Here is a 19,806-nt window from a genome sequence, read left to right on the forward strand (position 1 = left end):
CTGGCGGCCCCGGGCCGGCCCGGGCGCGCCCCGCCGGGGGTGGGGGGGGGGTGGGCTGGGGGGGGGGGGGGGGGGGGGGCCCCGGGGGGGGGGGGGCCCCCCCCCCCCCCCCCCGGCTCTGATGTCGACCGCCGGCTACGGAGCGCCGGGGCCGACGTCCGCGGTGGTGAGCGGCCGGTTGGCGATGGCGGCCGTCGAGTACTCGTCGGCGCCGACGTCACGGAGGCTGCCGCGAGCCTGGCCGTCGAGGTCCAGCGTGACCGGGGCGGTCGACAGGGTCGCCGCGTCGATCGCGGGGCTGCCGGCGGCGAGCCGCGAGACACCGTCGGTGCCCTGCACGAGCTTCGGGTCGACCCGGCGGAAGGTGCCGGCCGGGATGTTCCCGTCCCCGCCCGAACCCCACAGGATGTTGCCCGACCAGGTGAAGTTGCCCGTGGTGCTCATCGCGACCAGGTCGCCGTCGCTGCCGACGAAGAGGTTGTCGGAGATCGTGCAGTCGCGCGGTTCGATCGTCCGGTTGGTCTCACCGGAGAGCGTGCCGCTGTTGTTCAGCAGCGTGTTGTGCGCGATGAGCACGCGGTCCGCCGCGTCGTTCCCGGTCCGGGACGTGGGCGGCTCGCCCTCGTAATGGTCGCGCACGGTCCCGCTGCCGACGACGAGGGCACGGCTCGTCAGGCCCGACAGGTAGTTGTTGACGATCTTGTGGTCGTTGCCGTAGATCCGGATGCCCTCCTTCCCGTCGAGGATGAAGTTGGAGTCGACCACGGTCTTGTTGCCGTGCCGCAGCACGATGCCGCCGAGGCTGTTCCGGATGGTGTTGTTGCGGATGAAGTTGCCCGACGACTTCACCGAGATCGCCTCGGGGTCGCCGTTCGCCCGCTCGAACAGGTTGTACTCGACCTTGGCCCCGGCGGTGCTGAGCGCGCGCGGGCTGACGCCGAGCCGGATCGGCTCACCACCGTTGCTGCCGGCGAAGGTGTGGTCGGAGAAGTAGTTCCGGAAGACCTCGACGCCGGCGGCCATCTTGTCGTCGTCCGCGCCTTCGATGCGGAGCATCACGCCGAGCGTCGACTTGTGGTGGAAGTGGTTGCGGTCCACCTTGGTCTTGTCCGCGCGGACCAGTACCCAGTGCAGTCCCTCGATGTCGGCGAGCTGGAAGTCGTTGCGGGTCAAGCGGATCACGGAACAGTTCGGCGGGATGTCCAGCATCGTGCTCTGGCGGAACTTGAACCCGCTGATCGTGACGCCGGTGGAGTCGTCGAAGACGAAGCTCTGCTCGCCGTTGAGGGTCACCCCGCCGCGGGACTGGGCGACGATGGTGATCGGCTGGTCCTTGGTGCCGCGCTTGCCCTTGATGCTGATCGGCGACCCCGTCGGCACGGTGTAGGTGCCGTTGTTCACGGTGATGACGGCACCGGGGCCCGCCTGGTTGATCGCGTTCTGCAGTTCGGTCAGCGAACTGACGTTCAGGGCGCACAGGCCCTTCGGTTTGGCCGACGCCGTGCCCGCGGTGACCCAGGGGACGGTGATCAGCGCGGCGCCGAGGGTGGCGCCGCTGAGGAACCTTCTGCGATCCATGATGCCTCCGTGCTCAATCGGTGGGGAAGGTTTCGGCGGCGGGGCTCTCTGTGTTCAGGAACAGTTCGATCACCGGTACCGGGGTGTCCGGTTTCCGGATCGGGAGCTTGAGGGTGAGCGTGCCTTCCGGCTGCCCGCCCATCTGGGTGTTCTGCGCGGTCTGCCCGGGATCCGTGTGCACCTGCCGGATCTCCGAGGCGTCGTCGAGCAGCTGGGCGTAGCGCACCCGCCCGGCGAGTCCCGGCAGGTGGACGTGGTTCATCGGCCAGCTGAAGAGGTGCAGGTAGAGCCGGTCGCCGCGCTGGGTGTAGCGGCCATCGGCGGGCGCGGTGAACTGGCTGGGGCCGCAGCCCCGGATGGAGCGCTCGTGGCGGTCCATCCAGCGGCCGAGCTCGGCGAGGACTTCGTGCGCGCGAGGGTCGATCTCGCCCCGGCCGTTCGGCCCGACGTTGAGCAGCAGGTTGCCGTCCTTGGACACGCCGTCGACCAGCATCCGGATGAGCAGTTCGGGGCTCTTGTAGTCGAGGTTGTCGCGGTCGTAACCCCAGCTGCCGTTGAGGGTCTGGCACGCCTCCCACACCACCGGCACGCCGTCACGGGTCATCGGGCCGGACGGCTGGTACTGCTCCGGCGTGATGAAGTCGCCCGGGATTCCGGTGCGGTCGTTGACCAGGATGCCGGGCTGCAGTTCGCGGACCAGCGAGAGGAGGCCGGGGGAGTCCCAGTCTTCCGGCCCCTTGCCGCCCCACCATTCCTTGCGGCCCTTGTAGGAGAAGTCGAAGAACAGGTAGTCGATCGTGCCGAAGCGGGTGAGCAGTTCGCGCACCTGACCGTGCAGATAGAGCTGATACTCGGCGATGTCGGCGTACTGGTGCGCCGCGATGTACTCCGCGTCGTCACGGCGGGGATGGGTGCCGTCGACGGGAAAAGCCGGATGGTGCCAGTCGATCAGCGAGTGGTAGAAGCCGACCTTCAGGCCTTCTTCGCGGCAGGCGTCGACGAACGGACCGAGCAGATCCTTGCCATAGGGCGTGTTCGTCACCTTGAAGTCGGTGAGGTCGCTGTCCCACAAGCAGAAACCGTCGTGGTGCTTGGTGGTCAGCACGACGTAGGTCATGCCCGCGGCCTTCGCGGTGCGCGCCCAGGAACGCGGGTCGTACTTGTCCGGCTCGAAATGGTCGAAGTAGACCCGGTACTGCTCGTCGGTCAGCTTTTCGCGGTTCTGCACCCATTCGTGCCGGGCGGCGAGGGAATACAGTCCCCAGTGGACGAACATCCCGAGCCGGTCGTGGGTGAACCAGGCGGTGGAACTCACTGCAGGATCGCTCCTTGTGATTGGTGACTCAGCCCTTGAGCGCGCCCGAGGCAAGGCCGCGGACGAACGAACGCTGGAAGAACAGGAACGCGGCGACCGACGGGAGCAGCGCCAGCAGCGACGCCGCCATGATCACGCCGGGCGTGACGTTCGTGTCGATCCGCAGTGTCCGCAGGGCCAGCGGCAGCGTGTAGGTCGAAGCGTCGGTCGACACCAGCAATGGCAGCAGATACTGGTCCCAGATCATCGTGAAGCCGAAGACGCCGATCACGCCGAGCGCGGGCTTGCACATCGGGAGGATGATCTGCGCGAAGATCCGCAGATCACCGGCTCCGTCGATCCGCGCGGCCTCTTCGAGCTCGCGGGGGACGTCCTTCATGAACTCGGTCATCACCAGGATCGAGAAGGCCCACGCGCCCAGCGGCACGATCATGCCGGCGAGGCTGCCGATCAGATTGAGGTGCACCACCGGCAGATCCGACAGGATCAGCGACAGCGGGATCGCGAGGATCTCCTCCGGCAGCATCAGCGTCGCCAGGATCGCGACCAGCACGAAGGTCATGAACCGGAACTTCTTGCGCGCCAACGCGTAGCCGGCCAGCACCGAGATGACGACCTGCAGCAGGAGACCGAAGCCGACCACCAGGAACGAGTTGAGGAGATACATCCCCACGCCCAGGTCGAAGGCGATCCCGAAGTTGTCCAGGGTCGGGCTGGACGGGACGACGCTCAGCGCCGTCGGATCGGAGACGTCGTTGAACGCGCTGACCAGCAGCGCCAGCAGCGGCCCGGCGAACACCAGGAGCAGCAGGGTGTACAGGACGAACTTCAGGATCCGTCCGCCCGGCGATTTGACGGCGTCGAGGCCGAGCGCCGAATCGTTGGCCGCGGTCATGCGTCTCGCCTCCGTCGGAGCACCTGGACGAACAAGGTCAGCACGAGCGTCGCGAGGAACAGCAGGACCGCGCCCGCCGCGCCGACGCCCAGCCGGTTCTGTTCCAGGCCGAGTTTGTAGATCAGGGTCATCGCCACCTCGGTCGAGCCGTTCGGCCCGCCGTTGGTCAGCAGGAACACCTCGGTGAACACCCGCAGGCCGCGGATCGCCGCGAGGACGAACAGGATCGAGAACACCGACCGCAGGCCCGGCAGCGTCACGTGGACGATCTTGCGCCAGCGGGAGGCACCGTCCACAGTGGCCGCTTCGTAGAGCCCTCGGTCGATACCGGCCAGGCCCGCGAGGAAGATCATCATGTCGTACGGGGCGCCACGCCAGATCCCCGTGATGATGACCGAGACCATCGAGCTGTCGGGATCGTTGATGAAGCCCGACGGGCCCAGCCCGACCAGGCCGAGGATGGAGTTCAGCATCCCGTCCTCGGTCGGGTGGTACATGATCCGCCAGAGTTCGGCGACCACCGCGATCGGCACGACCACCGGCAGGAACGCCGCCGAGCGCAGGAACTTCAGCCGCTTGCTCTGGCCCTCCATCAGCAGGGCGAGCGCGAGGCCGATGACCATCGACCCCACGGTCTGCCCGACCGCGATCACGACCGTGTGCCAGATCGCGGAGTGGAACGCCTCGTCACCGAGGACGGTGCCGTAGTTCTGCCCGCCGACCCACTGGTTGCCCAGGTACGGCTGGACGTCCTGGAAGGACATCGTCACCGCGGTGATCATCGGGATGAACTTGAAGTACACGAACAGGATCAGGGCGGGGGCCAGGAACAGCCACGGCGTCCACCACTTCCCGTCGCGGTCGCTGCGCCTGCGGGCCTTCGGCGCGGGCGTCCGCTTCACGGCGGGACGGTCCGCGCCGACGGCCGCCGGCTTGGCGTGATCTACGGTCATGAGGCGCTGATCCCCTGTTGCTGCAAGGTCGCGGTGAGCTTGGTGTCGAGTTTGGACAGTTCCGCCTTGAGGTCGAGCTTGCAGTCGGCGACGAGCGCGCTGATCGTGTCGGCGGTGTCCTGGCGGACCGGCGTCCAGTTCGGGATGGACGGCGCGTAGTGGCCGGACTTGGCGTAGATGTCGGCGTAGGTCTTCCAGCGCGGGTCCGAGCGGACCTGGGTGATGTCGACGTTCTTGTTCACCGGAAGCTGCACGATGAAGGCCGATTCGCCCTCCATGCCGATCTTCTGGCCGTCGACCGAGATCGCGAAGTCACCGAACGCGTCCTGCCCGGCCTGGTTCGGCGAACCGGCCATCATGTAGATCGACAGCCCCTCGGCCAGCACGTCCGCGTTCTTGGCGCCCTTCGGCATCGGGACGACCTCGTACTTGTCCTTGCCGAGCGCCTTGTCGAACCGCGGCAACAGGTACGGGCCGACGACGTACATCCCGGCCTTGCCCGCTTCGAAGGTCTCGTTGGTCGCCGGGGTCGGCATGGTGACCGAACCGGGCTGGATGACGTTCTCCTTGCAGCCGAGGTCGCGGAACCACTGCACCGCGGCCACGGATTCGGGCGTGCTCATCGCCGGCTTGTACTTGCCACCACCGGTTTCGGTGATGAAGTCGCCGCCACCGGCCCACAGGAAGTTCGAGAAGTACCAGGAGGCGTAACCCCGCTTGGTCGACAGCGTCGCGTTCAGGCCCGCGGTGTCGTTCTTCCCGTTGCCGTCGGGGTCGCCGGTGGTGAAGGCCTTGGCGAGGTCCGCCAGCTCGGCCCAGCTCTGCGGGACGCCCTTGCCGACCTTTTCCCGCCAGTCCTTGCGGATGAGCAGCGCCGAGGCCTGCGCGCTGTAGGGCAGGCCGTACAGCTTGCCGTCCGCGGTCTGGTTCGACTTCAGCGCCTGCTCGGTGAGCTCCGACGTATGCTTGATCTTGCCCTGCTCGATCTCGCGGACGAGCCCTTGGGTCTTCAGCGTGCCGAGCTGCGTGACGTCGTTCATCACGATGTCCGGCAGGTCGCGCTGGGCGGCGCGCTGGGCCAGCTTCGTCTCGAAGTCGTCGAAGATCGCGGTGACCTGCACCTTGAATCCCGTGGCCTTCTCGAAGGCCTCCGCGAGCCGTTTGGTGGCCTGCTCACCGGCGCCGCCGGGGGTGGTCCGGGTCCACAGTTCCAACGGCGCCTTGGTGTCCTGCGCGACGTTCGTTCCGGCGGGGCCTGCCGAGCAGCCCGAAAGGACCAGCGCTGAGACAGTGAGTCCCACGCCGATCCACCGCGATTTCCGCATCGCTTCTCCTGTTCACTGTGGACCACGCTGTCTACCTCGGAGGGGACGGTAAGCGCTTTCCCGGTGTCCGGTCAATGGTCCGATGATTACGAATTTCAATCGGGCGGGTTTGCCTCTGCGCGGGACTCGCCGTGCGTGGACCGGGTTAAGCATCCGATGTATGGTCGCCGCCGGAGGTAGGGATGACCGAGCTGCAACACCGGCCGACGGCACTTCTCGTGATGGAGGAGCGCCGCCGCGACGACGTTTACCCCGAGGCGGTGCTGAAGGAGATCGGCACGCTGGTGGACCTGCGTGAGCCGCTCACCCGTGAGCGTCTGGCGGAGAACCCGGCGGCACTGGAAGGCGTCGAAATCCTGCTGTCCGGCTGGGGCGCCCCGGTGCTGGACTCCGTCCTTTTGGGACACGCTCGGGAGCTGCGGGCGGTGCTCGTCGCCGCCGGATCGGTCCGGCCGCTGACCACGCCCGAGTTCTGGGCGCGCGAGCTGCCGATCGTGTCCGCCGCGGCCGCGAACGCCGTCCCGGTCGCGGAGTTCACCCTCGCCCAGGTCCTCTTAGGACTCAAGCAGGTGCACCGGATCTCCCGCGAGATCCGCGAGCGACGGGCCTATCCGCCGGACCCGAGGGTCGCCGGCGCCTATCGGTCCCGCGTCGGCCTGCTCGGCCTCGGCGAGATCGGCGCTCTCGTCGCGTCCCATTTGCGCCGTTTCGACGTGGAGGTCCTCGCGAGCGACCCCGTCGTCGACCGGGCGACCGCCGACGGCCTCGGCGTGCGGCTGGTGGGCCTGGACGAACTGTTCGCCACATGTCCCGTGGTCAGCCTGCACGCGCCGCTGCTCCCGGAGACCGAAGGGCTGGTGAACGGGGAACTGGTGGCCAGGATGGGCATCGGTGCGACCCTGATCAACACCGCGCGCGGCGCCGTCGTCGACGAGCCGTCGGTCGTCCCGGTGCTGCGGGAGCGCTCGGATCTGACGGCGATCCTCGACGTCACCTGGCCCGAACCGCCCGGGCCGGATTCGCCGCTGTACACGCTGCCGAACGTGGTGCTCACCCCGCATCTGGCGGGCGCGCTGGGCGCCGAGCGTGCCCGGATGGGCGAGCTCGTGGCGGGGGAGCTGCGGCGGTTCGTGCTCGGGGAGCCGCTGCGCCACGCCGTCGCGCCGGATCGGGCACACTTGCGCGCGTGACGCTCGCCTTTCGGGAGACCGGAGTACCTGTGGTGCTCCTGCACGCCCTGGGCAGTAAGTCGGGCACTTGGCACGATTTCGCCGCCGGCTGACCGGCCGTCGTGTTCTGGCTGTCGACCTGCCGGGCCACGGCGACAGCGCTCCCGCGGAGGAGTACTCGCTCGAGGCGATGGGCGATGGCGTGGCCGAGCTCCTCGGGGACGAGGCGGACCTGGTCGGCCATTCGATGGGCGGCCGGGTCGCCGTGCTGCTCGCCCAGCGTTTGCCCGGCCGTGTCCGGCGGCTGGTCGTCGAGGACACTCCGCCGCCACCTCTTGAAGCTTTGGAGCCGTTGGCTCCCGCGCAGGAGCCGTCCGAGCCCTTGTCGTTCGACTGGCGGCTGATCGACCCGATCATGACCGAGCTCCGGACGCCCGACCCCGTCTGGTGGGAGCGGCTCGCCGCGATCACCGCGCCGACCCTGCTGGTCGGCGGCGGGCCGTCCAGCCATGTCACCCGGGAGTCCCTGGAGCGGATGTGCGGGCTGATCCCGGACTGCCGCCTGGTGACCATCGAGGACGCGGGGCATCGGGTGCACGGCACCAGGCCGGACGAGTTCGCGGCGGTGGCGGGAGAGTTCCTCTCAAGGGGCGTATAACGCCCTATACCGCTTGTCGATCGGCGGCCAGCACGGCCGCGAGGCCTTCCTGCAGATCCCTGACGAAATATCCGGGAACCTCCAGCGACGGGAAATGTCCGCCGGCTTCGGGCGACCGCCATCGGACGATCCGCCGGTACCGCTCCTGCGCCCAGGGGCGCGGATACTTCTCGATGTCGCGGGGGTAGATGGTGATCACCGCCGGGACGTCGACCCGGAGTTCGGGATCGAGCGAGTTGTGGCTTTCGTAGTAGATGCGGGCCGCCGAAGCGCCGCTTCGGGTCAGCCAGTACAGGGTGACGTCGTCGAGGACGCGGTCTCGGGAGATCGTCTCGAACGGGCTGTCCTCGGTGTCCGACCACTCGGCGAACTTGTCGAGGATCCAGGCGAGAAGCCCGACGGGTGAGTCGACGAGCGAGTAGCCGATGGTCTGCGGGCGGGTCGCCTGCTGTTTGGCGTAAGCCGCGCGGTGATGCCAGAAGTCGTGGGTCTCCTCGGTCCACTCGCGCTCGGTCGCCGTCAGCCCGTCTGTTGTCAGCCCGGGCGGCCCCTCCGCGAACGTCGTGTGGATGCCGAGAACGTGTTCCGGGAACCTGCCACCGAGGACCGTGGTGATGTTGCCGCCCCAGTCGCCGCCGTGGGCGGCGAACCTGTCATAGCCGAGCCTGCCCATCAGTTCGACCCAGGCGGCCGCGATCTTTTCGGTTCCCCAGCCGGTGGTGGCCGGTTTGTCGCTGTAACCGAAGCCTGGCAGCGACGGGACCACGACGTGGAACGCCGGCGCGTCCGGGTCCGCTGGATCTGCCAGCTCGTCCACCACATCGACGAATTCGGCGACGCTGCCCGGCCAGCCGTGCGTCAGGACCAGGGGAGTGGCGTCCGCGCGGGCGGATCGGCGGTGCAGGAAGTGGATCCCCAGGCCGTCGATGGTCGTGCGGAACTGGCCGATCCGCTCGAGGCGCTCTTCGAACGAGCGCCAGTCGTACTCGGTGCGCCAGTAGTCCACGACTTCGACGAGATCGGCGAGTGGAACGCCCTGACCCCAGCGGGGGACCGTCGCGGCCTCCGGTAGCCGCGCCGCAGCCAACCTCGCACGCAGATCGTCGAGGTCGGCGTCGGTCGCGTGGGCTTCGAATGCTTGCACCTCGTTGGTCATGTGACCTCCTTAGGAACCGGCTAAGATGGTTCTAACAGTTCTGGCAGTCGGCGTGCAACCGGCTAAGGTGGTTCCATGCCTGCTGGGTTCCCTGACTTCCGCCTCGGTAGCGTGCTGGCGACCAGCTTCACGGCCACGCTCACGGAGCGTCACGGCGACGCTGTAGAGCGCATACCCACGCCGCAGCGACTCGTGGACTGGCTGGCGGTGAGCGGCCTCGACGTGGACTCGTGCACCACCGGCCAGCTCGACCTCGCCCGGGAACTGAGGGAAGCGATTCACGCCGCCGCGACAGCGACCGCGACCCGAGAAGCCCTGCCCGCGTCTGCTGTCCAAGTCATCAACGACCACAGTGTTCAGGGGCGAGCCGCGGCCGTCCTGACCCTCGAAGGGGAGCGGCGATGGCGGGTTTCCCGCGTGGAAGACGCCCTCAGCGTGATCGCCGCCGACGCGATCAGCATCATCTCGGGCGAACGAGACGGAAGAATGGCCCTGTGCGCGTCGCCGACGTGTCTGGCTGCTTTCTTCGACACCAGCCAGAGCCGCACGCGCAGGTGGTGTGACATGAACACGTGCGGGAACCGTCAGAAGAAGGCGCGGTTCCATGCGAACCAGCGCAAGAACTCCGGGACTCAGTGATCGGGGACCGGCTGCGGTATAGACGGTGAGTCGGTTGTTGCCGGAAAACGGCGACAGTGACCGACAACCGGGGTGCGGTCGGTCCGCGACGCGACCACCTGGCCCGTTGCCGGGAAACGGCGATTGGCTCGTCATATGGGTCGGCTTCGGGACCTGACCGTCCGGCTGTTGCCGGAAAATGGCGACCGGCCCAGGTATCGGCGGTCGTGTGGGTCGGCTACGTGGCATGGCCGCTCGGTCGGTTGCCGGAAAACGGCGACGGCGACCACCTCGCGTGAGGTCGGGCTCGAGACCTGACCTTCTGGCCTGTTGCCGCGAAACGGCGACGGTGACCGACAACCGGGGCGCGGTCGGTCCGCGACGCGACCACCTGGCCCGTTGCCGGAAAATGGCGACCGGATCGGGCATCCGTGGCAGTGTTGTGCGGGTCGGCGACACGGCATGACCACCCGGCCCGTTGCCGCGAAACGGCAACGGAATCCACAACCGGCATACCGCAATCCGTGACGCGCCCCTGGTCCATCGCCGCGAACCGGCAACAGGCCAGGCGCGTAAAGGTCACCAGTTCCGCACCCCCGGCGCGTATCCCACCGGCTTGTCCCCGACCTTCACCCCGGGCGAGATCACCCAATTCTGGTATTCGGGCGTGAACATCCGGTACACCGACTCCGGCGGCACGGCGCTCGCCTCGTCGAGGAGCGCCCGCGAATCCGGCGGGAGTTCGAAGTCCAGCGCGGCCATGCTCTTGCGCAGCTGGTCCGCGCTGCTCGCCCCGACGATCGCGGCCGCGACGCCCGGCTGGGTCGCGACCCAGTTGATCGCGACCTGGGCCATCGTGACACCGAGTTCGTCCGCGACCTTCTCCAGCGGCTTCAGCAACGCCCAGTCCCGGTCCGTCCACGACTTCCCGGCGTTCCCCGGATCGCTCAGCCTCCCTTCGCCAGACGGCGTCTCGCCGGTCGGCCGGTACTTGCCGGTGAGGAATCCGCCCGCCAACGGGCTCCATGCGGTGACGCCGAGCCCGAGGTGCTGTCCCATCGGCACGTGTTCGGTCTCGATGGTCCGTTCCACGAGCGAGTAGGGCAGCTGGAGATTGACGACCGGGGTCAGCGCGTTCGCCTCGGCGAAGCTCTGCGCTCGGGCGGCGTACCAAGCGGGCACGTCGGAAAGCCCGGCGTAGCGGATCTTTCCCGCGCGCACCAGGTCGTCGAACGTGCGCATCACCTCTTCGACCGGCGTGACGCGGTCCCAGGTGTGCAGGAGGAACAGGTCGACATGATCGGTGCCCAGCCGCCGCAACGACGCTTCGAGTGCCCGGATCAGATGTTTGCGGCCGTTGCCCCCGGCGTTCGGGTCACCGGGGTCGACGCTGTTGGTGTACTTGGTGGTGAGCACGACCCGGTCGCGGACCTTCGCCTCGGCGATGAGGCGGCCGAGGATGGTCTCGCTTTCGCCCGCGGTGTAGAAGTCCGCGGTGTCGACGAAGTTCCCGCCCGCTTCGAGGTACTCGCGGAAGATCGGACGGACCTCGTCCTCGGTCTTCCCGTACGCGGCGTGGAAACCGCCGGTGCCGAAGTTCATCGTGCCGAGCGCGATCCGGCTGACGCGCAGTCCGGAGCGGCCGAGCAGGTAGTACTGATCCAGTGTCATGGAAGGAAACTCCAGGATTTCAGAGGCGGATGAAGGCAGGCGGCTCAGTGGTGTCCACTGTGGACCGGAACGACGAAGTTCACCGTTTTCTCGTCGAGGATCTTGTGCGTCGGATCTGCGAGGCCGATCCACACCTTGTGCGGCCCCGCCGGCAGCGACTGGATGATCAGCGGTTCTCCGCTGCCGTCCGCCCAGTGCCACGCCGCGTCGTCGACGGTGACGTGGATATGGCCGATCCGCGGCGACACGTCCAGGGCGGCCGGGCCGTAGACCGGGACGATCCGGAGGTTTTCCGCCCGGTACCGCAGCACGACCAGACCCATCGCCAGCTGCTCGGGCAAGGGTGCGTCCACGACCAGCGAAGGCGGCGGTTGCGAGGGCAGCGGTACGACGGGAGCGGGCGACCATCCGGCCGCGGCCGCGCCAGGGGGCGCGGGAGCCGCCGGAGCGGGTGGGGCAGCGCTGCACGCGGCGGTGAGCAGAACGGCGGCGGTGAGGGCGAGCTTCCCAAAAACGGGCATGAACTCACGCTAGGACGGCCGAGCGAGCCACGGCGCCCGTCGGACGACGTCATCGGTGTACGTCACCCGTGAAGCCGGCCGCGCTCAGGTCCCGAGCCAGCCGGGGTTGGCCGCGGCCCACTCGGGGAGGCGATGCCGGATCGCGGCCAGCTCGGTGATCGCGTGCACCAGTCCACTTCGGACAGCCGGGACGTCGACCGGTGAGCCGTCGCGCCACAGCAGGAGATGCCGCGTCCTCAGCGGCACACCCCGCAGCGCCACCACCGGGCCGGGCATCGCGGAGCCGGAATCGAGGGACTGGGCCGGCGCCACCGCGCGGGGATCGCGCCGGATGGTCTGCCGTAGCACCGTAGGTTCCAGCTCTCGCACGGTGATCGCGCCGAGCCCGGCCCGGGCGCACTCGTCGGTCAGGTGATCGCGGAACGCCTTGTCCCCGCCCGCCACCGCGAGCCAGTCCGAGCCGTCGAGTTCCGCCAGGGACACCTCGCCGCGTCCGGCGACGGGATGGTCCGGGGACACGATCAGGAACACCGGCTCCGTCCCGACGGGAAGCAGGTGGACGCCGTCGGGCGGATCGATCTCCTGCCCGGGATGGTCCACGTACAGCGCCAATTCCACCGTGCCGTCGAGAAGTGCCGAGAACAACGCCGTCCGGCTGGTCACCGCGAGCAGTTCGACCGGACGGCCGGGGGCGGCCGCGGCGACCACGCCACTCACCGTCTCGGCGAAGACCGTCGGGAGCGCGCCGATCCGGAGCAGCCCGTCGGACGGCGTGGTGTGGAACCGGCGGATCGCCAGTTCGAGGTCGTCAGCGGCGGCCAGTACGCGTCGCGCGTGTTTCAGCAGGACGTCGCCCAGCGCGGTGGGCCGCACGCCGTGCCGGTCGCGTTCGAACACCGTCCGTTCCAGTGCCCGCTCGACCCGGTGGAGCTGCGCGCTCAGCGCGGGCTGGGAGAGCCCGAGCGCGGTCGCGGCCTTCGCGATGCTGCCTGCCGACGCGATCGCGTCGAGAAGACGCAGATGCCGGACGTCGACTTCCGCCGGCCAGGTATGGCCGTCCCCGGGACCGATCAGGGGGCTGATCACAGGTCGTCCTCGCTGACGATCGTGCGGAGTTTGTGCAGGGCGCGATGCTGGGCGACCCGGACAAGGCCGGGGCTCACGTGCAGGAGCGCCCCCGTTTCGGGCGCCGTCATCCCGACCGTGATCCGCAACCGGAGGACCTCCTGCTGAATGCCGGGAAGGGTGCTCATCAGCCGCGTCAGCCGGTCGTGGCCGTCGGCGGCGAGGGCCCGCCGCTCGGGTTCGTCGGTCTCGGCGGTGGCGCGGTCGGGCGGATCGGGCGTGGGTTCCGAGCGGTCCCGGGCTCGCCGCCGGAAGGCAGCGGCGACCTTCCGGGCGGCGATCCCGAGGACGGCGGCGAGGAAGGAGCCGCCGGTGGTCCTCGCGGTGGGCAGGGCGGTGAGCACGGCGAGACAGGTTTCCTGCGCGACGTCGTCCGCGGCGATCTCGCGCGCGTCCGTTCCGTCCATCCTGCTCCGGCAGTAGTCCGCGACCACCGGCTGGACGATGTTCATCAGCTCGTTCGTGGCCGCGGCGTCACCGCGACGGGCGCGGGGGACGAGGGATTCGAGATCCGCCGCCCGCGCGCCGTCGGCAGGGGGAGGAGCCGCCCCCGGTGAGGTCGGGTCACCGGGGGCGGTCCAGGTCAGGCGAGTTCCCAAAGCGCGGGCACGTTCGGCGGTTCCCAGCCGGGCATGGAGGTGTGCGGCTGGATGACCCGGTAGTCGCTGCCGCCGTAGCTGGCGGTCGCGCCGGAGCCGTAGTACGTGTACGGCGCCCAGGTGCCGCCCGGCGGGTTCGACGTGGTGGGGCCGGTCGGGGTGGTGGGCGTGGTGGTGGTGCTGGACGGCGGGTTGCCGGTGACCATCAACCGCAGGTTGTAGACGCTCAGGATCTCCGAGACCGGCTGGAAGTAGATGGTGCCGCCGGAGGTGCAGTCGCCGGAGCCGCCGGAGGTGACGCCCTGCGCCTGGTCGCCGGAGATCCACGAACCGCCGGAGTCGCCGGGCTCGGCGCAGACGTTGGTCCGGGTCAGGCCGGTGATGGTGCCCTCGGGGTAGGTGACCGAGGTGTTCTTCTGCAGGATGGTGCCGCAGTGCCAGCCCGTGGTGGAGCCGGAACGGCAGACCGAGGAGTTGACCGCGGCCTCCGTCGAACCCGCCACCGGTACGGTGCCCGGGTAGCGGTTGACCAGCGCGCGCGGGGTGTTGCCCGCGTCGGCGCGGACCCAGGCGTAGTCGTTGCCGGGGAAGCTGGAGCCGGCGACGGTGCCGCTCGGGTTCGAGGTCCGGGTGCCGGTGGTCCCACAGTGTCCGGCGGTGACGAAGCCGCCCTCGACCGGGAAGCCGATGGAACAGCGGCCCGAACCGAAGGTGTAGGCGTTGCCGCCGATGATGTCGATCAGCGCCCGCGGCTTTTCGGTGCTGGCCTCGATCCGGACCAGATCGGCCGCCACACCGGACTCGGCCGCCCACGATTTCGCGGCGGCCTCTCCGCCGGCGTTGGCGAGCACGACGATCGAGTTGGTGGTGACGTCGGTGTACCAGCCGGGCACGGTCTTCGGTGCCTTGGTGGACTTCGCGTCCAGCCGCAGTTTCGCGGCGTCGAGATCGGTGGCGCTGCGAGCGACCGTCTTCGGCGTCGCGCCGGCGGCGCGCACTAGGTCGGCCTGGGCGGCGTCGGTGACCGCCACGGTGAGCGTGGTCCCGGTGGAGTCCAGCCACGATCCGGCGTACGACGTGCCGAGCTGCTTCTTCAGCGTGTTGTCGGCGGCCGCGGCGCGCTGTTCGCTCGCGAGCCGGAGCTTGGCCTGTTCGGGGCTGATCTTCAGGTCGCGGGACATCGCGGCCAGCATTTCGGACTGGGCCTGGTCACCGGCGGTGGCTTGCTGACCGGCGCTCGCGCTCGGGGTGAGGGCGATGGCGGTGATCAAGCCTGCCCCGGTTATCGCCGCGGCAGTCGCGGCTAAGATCTTTCTGTTCATTTCAACGCTTTCCTCGAAACGGCGGGGGAGGGGGATTCGTCCCCGACCGTACGAGGGGTATCACTCCATTGGTACATACCATTTGGGTCATATCGCCCGGCTGTGACGCAGGGCGATATGGCGGTGTTCCGTGGTGATCCGATAGTCGATTTCGTTGCGGTGCAACGGTTCGGCCGGCTTCGGAAGTAGAGGTGCACAGCCGCGCGAGGTGTTCCGTCGCGGTGTCCACTGTCGTCAATACCGTACTTTTGAGGGGTATGGCAAAGGGAACGCCGGAACTTCTCACAGAGTGGGGAAGTGCCCGTCGTGCCGGAGGGGGCGCCGGCACGACGGGCACGGGTGCGGAGGGCCTCAGCGACCGGTGCAGCGATAGCTCGACGCCGCCGCGGGATCACCGTGGCCGCGGTACCGCGAGACCTGCGGATACGGGCAGAGATCGCGGGTGCGGGTCTTGTCGCTGTTCGCCGCGGGCAGGGTCGCCGGTGCTTTTCCGTGCTCGACCCAGTCGACGAGCGCGCCCAGCGCGTTCACCGGTGTGGCGCCTGCCCCGCCGCCGCAGTGCGCGACACCCGGCGCGAGGAACAGCCGGTAGAAGTCGTCGACCCGCTTCGGTCCGCCCATCTCGCGCTCCACCTCGTGGCGGTACCGCAGCGTGCCGCCAGGCGGGATCAGCTGGTCGCCGGTGCCGACGAAGGTGATCAGCTTGCCGCCCGCCCGGCGGAAGCCCGACAGATCCGGGTCGGAGGTCCCGATGACGTCGTCGTATTCCCGCACCGACTGGCGGAACAGGTCGGCGAACTGGCGATAGGTGAGCTTCTCGGTGTCGAACCCCGGCTGCTTCTTCAGGAACGTCCGCACCCAGCCCGTCGCTACCGGGAACCCGGGAGCGGTCGTCACCGGGCCGAAGTCGGCGCCCTTGGGGAGACCGGCCCAGAGCCGCCGTCCGTGCTCGTCGGCCGGCCCGGCCCAGATCTTGCGCACGACCTCGGCGTCCGCCGCGGTGACGGTGACCTCCTTGTCACCGCAGAGCACCTTCGTGCCGACGAGCGACCGCGGGTCGTAGCCGCATTCGTCCGGCCGGTCCACGATGCCGTCGGTGACCCCGTCCCGGCCGTCGCAGACCTTGATCGCGGCCTGCTGGAAGGCGGTGAAGACACAGGTCGCAGGGAAGGTCTTCTCCTGGTTCATCACCATCCGCGGCCAGAGCGTCGCGACCGCGAACTCCGCCCAGTGCACGGCGGGCGCGTTCGCCAGGACACCGTCGAAGTCGCCCGGATACCGCTGCGCTTCGGAGTAGCCCTGACGACCACCGGTCGAGCAGCCGTTCCAGTACGAGTGGCCGACTTCCCGCTGGTAGAACTTCTGCGTCACGTCCTTTCCGACGAGCGCGGCTTCGTGCACGGACCGGGTCGCGAAGTTCGTCACCAGCGGCTTGTCGATCTCGCCCTGGGGAGTGAGCGCCCACGACGTGTCGAGGAACGTCAGCGGGACACCGGCGTCGGTCGTCACGCCGCTGAAGCCGTCCTTGACCGCCTGGACGAGCGGGGCGCCGAAGTCACCGGCGGTGTAGGCGCTGCCGCCGACCGCCTGAAGCCTGCCGGTCCATCCGGTCTGGGGCAGGGTGACGGCCACCTTGACGTGATCACCCGCGCCGCCGTGCGTCAGGACGACGGTGATTTCGCAGTACGCGGGCACGTCGGTGATGGTCTGGGGAGCCGAGAACGGGGTGGGCGGGAACGTGACGGTGCCGCCGGGCTTGTGCTCCGCTTGGACGGACTCGATGCGCGCGCCTTCGGGCGCCGAAACGGGGACCGCCGCGCACGATGTCGACGTCGCTTCGGCGGGCGCCGTCCGCGTGACCGAGGTCAGCACCAGCGGCAGCAGGGCGGCCAGCGGTGCCGCCGCCAGGAACAACTTCTTGCGTCTCATCACTTTCCCGAAGCTAGGCCGCTCGTGTCGACACGCCGTTTACATCCTGTAGACGCCCAGTCCTAACCGGACCGTTTGGGTATCGTCGGACGGGCGGCCGCCCACGGCCGACGGGAGGAATGCCGCACCATGCCGCTTTTCGGACGGGAAGCCGAGCTGAAGGATCTGAGGGAGCTCGTCGACGGTCCCGCCGCGGGCTGCGGCGGCGTGCTCATCCAGGGCGAACCCGGCGCCGGGAAGTCGGCTCTTGTCGCGGAAGCCGTGGCCGCGGCGGCGCTCGGGGGCCTGCGGGTGCTGCGGGCGACCGGTGTCGAGGCCGAGCGGAACTTCGCGTACGCGGCTCTGCATCAGCTGCTTCATCCGGTCCGGGCCGGCGCCGACACACTGCCCGCGCCGCAGCGTTCCGCGCTCTGGGCGGCGCTGGGGCTGGCCGACTCCGCGGAGCCGAACGCGTATCTGGTCGGGCTCGCCGCGCTGACGCTGCTCGCGGAGGAGGCGGCGGTCAAGCCGTTGCTGATCGTCGCCGAAGACGTGCACTTGATGGACCGCGAGAGTGCCGGCGTGCTCGCGTTCGTGGCCAGGCGGATCGAGACGGAACCGATCGTCCTGATCGCGACGCTCCGGGACGGGGAGCTGTCGCCGCTACGTGACGCGGGTCTGTCCTCAATGGACTTGGAGCGGCTCCCCGGGGACGTGGCGGCCGAGCTGCTCGACTCCGTCGCCCCCGGGCTCACCACGCCGGTCCGCTCCCGGGTCCTCGCCGAAGCCGACGGCAATCCGCTGGCGCTGACCGAGTTGCCGTCGGCCGTGACCGACACGTCGGATCCCGTGCTGCCGCTGACCGAACGGCTCGAGCGTACGTTCGGCGCCCGGTTCACCGCCCTGCCGGAACCGGCCCGGACGACCTTGCTGGTCGCCGCGCTCAACGAGACCGGCTCGCTCACCGAAACCCTCGCGGCGGCGGCCACGCTGCTGGGCGAAGACGTCGAGCCTTCGGCGCTGGCGCCCGCCGCCGAAGCCCGGCTGATCGACCTCGAAGCCAGGACGGTCTCGTTCCGGCATCCGTTGATGCGCTCGGCCATTCCCGCTTCGGTGCCGATCGGGGAACGGCGGCGCGCGCACTTGAGCCTCGCCGAGACCTTCCGCGAGCAGCCGGATCGCAGCGCCTGGCATCGGGCGGCCGCCGCGACCGGTGCCGACGAAAACGTGGCCCGGGAACTGGAGAACGCCGCCGACCGGTCCCGGCACCGCGGCGGAGCGCCTGCCGCCGTCGCCGCATTGGAACAGGCGGCGCTGTTGAGCGTCGATCCGGAGCGCCGGGCGGACCGGTTGCTGCGCGCGGCCGAGCTGGCCGTCGAATCCGGTGGCCGTGCGACGGCGGAACGGCTCGTCCGTGACGCCCGCGCGGGAGAACTCACGCCACGGCAACAAGCGACGGCGAGCTGGCTGCTCAGCGGGTTCGAGGACGGCGTCCGTGAGGATCCCTCGCGGATCACGGAATTGGCGCGCCTGGCCGAGTCGGTCGCGGAGGACGGGCATCCGGATCCGGCGATGCGCGTGCTGTGGGGCGCCGCCATGCGGTGTTTCTGGGCCGAACCCGGCGCGGACACGCGGCGAACGCTACTGGCCGTCGCGGACCGTCTCCCGGTGGAGAACTCGGACCCGCGGCTGGTCGCAGTCGCCGCCTACGTGGCGCCGTTCGACCGGGCCGGGGCCGTGCTCAGCGAGTTACGTGGACTCGTCGCCGCCACCGGCGCCGATCCCGAGGTCGACCGTTTTCTCGGCAGCGCGTCATTGCAGGTCGGCGCGGTCGATCTGGCCGCCCGGTTCTCCGCGGCCGCGGCGCCGGGACTACGGGCGCAAGGCAGGCTCGGGCTGCTGCCGCGAGCCTTGGCGGTCCAGGCGTGGAGCAGGGTCCGGCTCGGTGATCTCGCCGGGGCCGTGCCGGTCGCGGCGGAGGCGGCCGACTTCGCCAAGGAAACCGGGCAGCCGTTCATGTACGGGCTCGCCACCGCGGTCCAGGCCGAGATCGCCGCGCTGCGGGGCGAGCACAAGCAGGCCAAGACGCTCGCCGACGAGGCCGAACGGGTCGCGCTCGCCGCCGGTGCCCGGCCGGTACTGGCGACCGTCCAGCTCGCCAGAGGGATCGCCGCGTCGAGCGAGGGCCGCTTCGACGACGCGTTCGCCGACCTGCGGCGCCTCTTCGACCCCGCCGATCCCGCCTTTCAGACGGCGCTGCGCGTCTACTTCGTCGCGGAACTCACCGAGGTGGCGATCCGGGCGGGGCGGGTCGAGGCCCTGCGCGAGATCGTCGCGGAGATGGAACAGCTCGCCGTGACGACTCCGGCGCCCGCCTTGCACATCGGCCTGCGTTACGCCCGCGCCGTGCTCGAACCGAGCGACGAACTGTTCGAGACCGCGCTGCGTGCGGAGCTGGACGGCTGGCCCGCCGAACGCGGGCGGCTGCACCTGGCCTACGGCGAATGGCTGCGGCGGCAACGGCGCGCCATCGACTCGCGGGCGCACCTGCGCACCGCGCGGGAGACGTTCGACGCGCTCGGCATGACCGCGTGGGCCGAACGGGCGCGCCGGGAACTGCGGAGCGCGGGGGAGTCCAGCCCGAACCGCGGTCCTGACGCGCGGGAGAAGCTGACCCCGCACGAGCTGAGCATCGTGCAGCTGGCCGCCGAAGGCTTGACGAACCGGGAGATCGGGCAGCGGCTCTACCTGTCCCACCGGACGGTCGGCACGCATCTGCACCGGATCTTCCCGAAGCTCGGCGTGAGTTCGCGGGCGGAGCTCAAGGGAGCGTTGGGCCTCGTGAGTGGTAAGGGTGGTTATTGAGGGGTAAGTCAAATGTGGCGTGGGGCCCTCTCAGCTGACGTCCAAGCGCCGCTGAGTGTCCACAAGGGACAGTTTCCGACTGTGCGGTGTCCGGTTCATGTCTATATGTACGATCCTGGCCGGGGTCG

At 69.5% G+C, this 19,806-nt stretch carries 16 protein-coding genes; 4 read left to right on the forward strand and 12 right to left on the reverse strand.

Annotation, left to right across the window (positions count from 1 at the left end; all coding sequences use genetic code 11):
* Positions 1-135: 135 nt before the first annotated feature.
* The 5 genes from ACIRGA_RS39265 to ACIRGA_RS39285 are packed head-to-tail and all read right to left on the reverse strand — an operon-like array spanning position 136 to position 6,066.
* Positions 136-1,578, reverse strand: coding sequence for a chondroitinase-B domain-containing protein (locus ACIRGA_RS39265; protein WP_400952005.1), 1,443 nt, complete (start codon positions 1,576-1,578; stop codon positions 136-138).
* A 13-nt stretch (positions 1,579-1,591) separates the two neighbouring features.
* Complete coding sequence (locus ACIRGA_RS39270) at positions 1,592-2,893, reverse strand: alpha-L-fucosidase (RefSeq protein ID WP_400952009.1); 1,302 nt, start codon at positions 2,891-2,893, stop codon at positions 1,592-1,594.
* 28 nt (positions 2,894-2,921) lie between these two features.
* On the reverse strand, positions 2,922-3,788 hold the full coding sequence (locus ACIRGA_RS39275) for a carbohydrate ABC transporter permease (RefSeq protein WP_400952014.1): 867 nt from the start codon (positions 3,786-3,788) through the stop codon (positions 2,922-2,924).
* Positions 3,785-4,741, reverse strand: a complete 957-nt coding sequence (locus ACIRGA_RS39280) for a carbohydrate ABC transporter permease (RefSeq protein WP_400952018.1) — start codon at positions 4,739-4,741, stop codon at positions 3,785-3,787. Before ACIRGA_RS39280 ends, ACIRGA_RS39275 begins: the two co-directional genes overlap by 4 nt.
* Positions 4,738-6,066, reverse strand: a complete 1,329-nt coding sequence (locus tag ACIRGA_RS39285) for an extracellular solute-binding protein (protein WP_400952028.1) — start codon at positions 6,064-6,066, stop codon at positions 4,738-4,740. The genes ACIRGA_RS39280 and ACIRGA_RS39285 overlap by 4 nt, the downstream gene beginning before the upstream one ends.
* A gap of 182 nt (positions 6,067-6,248) precedes the next feature.
* Here ACIRGA_RS39285 and ACIRGA_RS39290 point away from each other — a divergent pair, with 182 nt between their 5' ends.
* Both ACIRGA_RS39290 and ACIRGA_RS39295 read left to right on the forward strand, forming a co-directional pair.
* Positions 6,249-7,256: a hydroxyacid dehydrogenase gene (locus ACIRGA_RS39290; protein WP_400952032.1), complete on the forward strand. Its 1,008-nt coding sequence runs from the start codon at positions 6,249-6,251 to the stop codon at positions 7,254-7,256.
* A gap of 67 nt (positions 7,257-7,323) precedes the next feature.
* The gene (locus tag ACIRGA_RS39295) at positions 7,324-7,893 is read left to right on the forward strand and encodes an alpha/beta fold hydrolase (protein ID WP_400952037.1); all 570 of its coding nucleotides are present in this window, start codon (positions 7,324-7,326) and stop codon (positions 7,891-7,893) included.
* A gap of 4 nt (positions 7,894-7,897) precedes the next feature.
* Here ACIRGA_RS39295 and ACIRGA_RS39300 read toward each other — a convergent pair whose 3' ends face one another.
* Positions 7,898-9,049: an epoxide hydrolase family protein gene (locus tag ACIRGA_RS39300; RefSeq protein WP_400952041.1), complete on the reverse strand. Its 1,152-nt coding sequence runs from the start codon at positions 9,047-9,049 to the stop codon at positions 7,898-7,900.
* Between the two features lie 75 nt (positions 9,050-9,124).
* Between ACIRGA_RS39300 and ACIRGA_RS39305 the strand changes: the two genes are divergently transcribed.
* On the forward strand, positions 9,125-9,688 hold the full coding sequence (locus ACIRGA_RS39305) for a CGNR zinc finger domain-containing protein (protein ID WP_400952044.1): 564 nt from the start codon (positions 9,125-9,127) through the stop codon (positions 9,686-9,688).
* 558 nt (positions 9,689-10,246) lie between these two features.
* Here the strand turns inward: ACIRGA_RS39305 and ACIRGA_RS39310 are convergent.
* From ACIRGA_RS39310 to ACIRGA_RS39335, 6 genes are all read right to left on the reverse strand, one after another.
* Positions 10,247-11,338 (reverse strand): aldo/keto reductase, encoded by a 1,092-nt coding sequence (locus ACIRGA_RS39310; RefSeq protein WP_400952047.1) that lies wholly within the window; start codon positions 11,336-11,338, stop codon positions 10,247-10,249.
* Positions 11,339-11,382: 44 nt separating this feature from the next.
* Positions 11,383-11,859, reverse strand: a complete 477-nt coding sequence (locus tag ACIRGA_RS39315) for a DUF6130 family protein (protein WP_400952050.1) — start codon at positions 11,857-11,859, stop codon at positions 11,383-11,385.
* Positions 11,860-11,943: 84 nt separating this feature from the next.
* Positions 11,944-12,945, reverse strand: coding sequence for a LysR family transcriptional regulator (locus ACIRGA_RS39320; RefSeq protein ID WP_400952053.1), 1,002 nt, complete (start codon positions 12,943-12,945; stop codon positions 11,944-11,946).
* On the reverse strand, positions 12,942-13,583 hold the full coding sequence (locus ACIRGA_RS39325; protein WP_400952055.1) for a sigma-70 family RNA polymerase sigma factor: 642 nt from the start codon (positions 13,581-13,583) through the stop codon (positions 12,942-12,944). Before ACIRGA_RS39325 ends, ACIRGA_RS39320 begins: the two co-directional genes overlap by 4 nt.
* Positions 13,568-14,905, reverse strand: a complete 1,338-nt coding sequence (locus ACIRGA_RS39330) for an alpha-lytic protease prodomain-containing protein (protein ID WP_400952058.1) — start codon at positions 14,903-14,905, stop codon at positions 13,568-13,570. Before ACIRGA_RS39330 ends, ACIRGA_RS39325 begins: the two co-directional genes overlap by 16 nt.
* 351 nt (positions 14,906-15,256) lie before the next feature.
* Entirely contained in the window at positions 15,257-16,834 is a 1,578-nt protein-coding gene (locus tag ACIRGA_RS39335; RefSeq protein ID WP_400952061.1) for a tannase/feruloyl esterase family alpha/beta hydrolase, read from the reverse strand.
* 129 nt (positions 16,835-16,963) lie between these two features.
* On the opposite strand from ACIRGA_RS39335, the gene ACIRGA_RS39340 reads away from it, so the two are divergent.
* Positions 16,964-19,678 carry an AAA family ATPase gene (locus ACIRGA_RS39340; RefSeq protein WP_400952064.1) on the forward strand — a complete coding sequence of 905 codons (2,715 nt, stop codon included), beginning with the start codon at positions 16,964-16,966 and terminating at the stop codon, positions 19,676-19,678.
* The last annotated feature ends 128 nt before the right edge of the window (positions 19,679-19,806 follow it).

This window comes from Amycolatopsis sp. NPDC102389, assembly GCF_044765885.1.
GTDB lineage: Bacteria > Actinomycetota > Actinomycetes > Mycobacteriales > Pseudonocardiaceae > Amycolatopsis.